Source organism: Marinilactibacillus piezotolerans, from assembly GCF_900114235.1.
Classification (GTDB): Bacteria; Bacillota; Bacilli; order Lactobacillales; family Carnobacteriaceae_A; genus Marinilactibacillus; species Marinilactibacillus piezotolerans.
In genome coordinates, this window is the sequence record NZ_FOSJ01000104.1 from 1 (window position 1) to 2,250 (window position 2,250).

General features: G+C 36.1%; 2 protein-coding genes. Both read left to right on the plus strand.

Annotated elements, in window-relative coordinates:
• Window positions 1–114: 114 nt before the first annotated feature.
• Window positions 115–1,314: an NAD(P)/FAD-dependent oxidoreductase gene (locus BM212_RS12210; RefSeq protein WP_091898806.1), complete on the plus strand. Its 1,200-nt coding sequence runs from the start codon at window positions 115–117 to the stop codon at window positions 1,312–1,314.
• 252 nt (window positions 1,315–1,566) lie between these two features.
• On the plus strand, window positions 1,567–2,025 hold the full coding sequence (locus BM212_RS12215; RefSeq protein ID WP_091898808.1) for a hypothetical protein: 459 nt from the start codon (window positions 1,567–1,569) through the stop codon (window positions 2,023–2,025).
• Window positions 2,026–2,250: the final 225 nt, after the last annotated feature.

The window sequence follows — 2,250 nt, forward strand, 5'->3', positions numbered from 1 at the left end:
GGGGGAAGAGGTGCCTTTTTGTATTTTAATTGATAGAGCAACGATAGTTGCATTAAAACAACACGAAAAAACAAAAAAATTGGTAATTACTAAATCAACTAAGGAGATTTGTATATGAATAATGAACAAATGTATCTTGATTATTTAATCATTGGTGGTGGAATTGCTGCAGGTAACGCCGTAGCTGGAATCCGTGAAGAAGATAAAGCCGGCACAATCGGTATCATATCTGCTGATGTAGATAAACCTTATGAAAGACCCGCACTATCTAAAAAATTATGGACAGACGATTCTTTTACAGAAGATCAAATCTTTTATGATGTGAGTGAAGATCACCAGGCAGCACTTATGTTAGAGACAGAAGTGGTCTCAATTAATCGTGAAGCTCATACTGTCACAACCAACAAAGGCGATACTATAAAATATAAGAAATTACTCATTGTTACGGGTGGTGAACCGCAAACTATCGAAGGGCCGAAAGACGATAAAGTTTATGCTTTCAGATCTTATCAAGATTACCTTAAGTTACGTAACTTATCCGGCGAAAATCAGCAGATCGCTGTTGTCGGCGGAAGTTACATCGGTACTGAATTAGCGGCTAATTTAGCACTGAACAATACAAAAGTAACCCTTATCTATCCTCAGAAGATATTAGGCGACAACCGTTTCCCAGAAGAAATTGCAAAAGAATATGAACAGACTTATAAAAATCATGGCATAGAAATGATTAATGAAACCCGTGCTGAACGATATACTAAAGAAGCAGACAAATTCCTTCTGCATTTAAATACTGGTACGACTGTGGAAGCGGACTCTATCATACTTGGATTAGGTGTATCTCCAGTTTTAGATCTAGCAAAAGATGCTGGACTTGAAGTTGATGACGGGGTAATAGTAAATGAATATCTGCGTACATCCGATCCAGATATTTATGCTGCTGGAGACATTGCTTCTTACCCGGATCCGATTCTGGGAAGACAACGTATCGAACATGTGGATCATGCCAGAAATTCTGGTACAGCAGTGGGTAAAGTTATGGCCGGTCTTAAAGAACCTTATAATTATACTCCTTACTTCTACTCTATGGTCTTTGATATTTCCTGGAAAGCAATCGGTACACTTGATCCATCATTAGATCTACTTATTGATGAAGTAGATGGTGGAAAAGTCGTTTATTATCTGAAAGAAGACAAACCAGTCGGGATTTTAACCTGGAACATCGAACCAGATCTCGATCAAGTACGTAATTTGATTGATAATCCACCTGTGTCTTCTGAAGAGTTAAAAGGTGCTATCCGCAGCAAAGAAAATTAATAAAACCTATTAAACGATACTGGCTAAACGTTAGTATCGTTTTTATCGCATCAGCTTGACTTAGAATCATATCAATTGTAAATCAAATTTATGGTTTATATACTATGGAGTGTAAGTAGAATTTTTAAAGGATAATTGCCTAAAATAACTAAACTATATTCAAATAGAAAATAGTTATCTCAGCTTGCGGCCAGAACAACTCGATAAACAATCTGAACCAAAAATTTCCAAACCAAACAGGAGGAATTATTTATGGGAAAATTTGTAGAAGGAAGCTATCCTTCCCTTCAAGACGCTGTTCAAGCTATCAACGCTTTAGTAACTAGAGGATATTCTAAAGAAGATATTCTATTAGTAACAAATCAAAACAAAAAGAAAGAACTTTCAGATGTTAGTGTAGACGTTACAACTGACACCTCTCATAAAGCGCTGAAAAGTTATCAAAGTGATATTGAAAAAGGAAATCTTGTTGCATTAGTAGAAGAAGATTCGAGTATCAACGATGAACAGAAAACCGGTTCGGCAAATTATGAGGCAGATAGTCCGGCGGAAGATCCTGCTCCTAACCCAAAATTAGATTCGAATGTTACCAAAGATAATCCATTGAGTGATAATAGTACCCCTGGCAATGTTCCAGTTGGAGATGACGATGATAGTCCTGGTGGAATCCCAGTAGATGATCATAATGATTTAACAGACAGACAATTATAAAAGATAAGCCACAGCAAGAACTAAATTTGCTGTGGCTTTTTATCTAAATGATTTTTCTTTTACTCAGGTTTTAGCGTAACTTTTTATGTTATATTTTTGAAATCCTACATTCTGACTAAATATATTCAAGCCCTGAACAATTCATACTTTTCGTTGAAACATGTGCCAACTGCCTAACGGCAGCTTAAATTTACTTTTTCATTTTCACCTGTTAAGTGATGAAAA

Bases quoted from the DNA above. Each gene is read 5' to 3' on its own strand.
- BM212_RS12210 (WP_091898806.1), top strand. From the start codon at position 115: ATGAATAATGAACAAATGTATCTTGATTATTTAATCATTGGTGGTGGA.
- BM212_RS12215 (WP_091898808.1), top strand. From the start codon at position 1,567: ATGGGAAAATTTGTAGAAGGAAGCTATCCTTCCCTTCAAGACGCTGTT.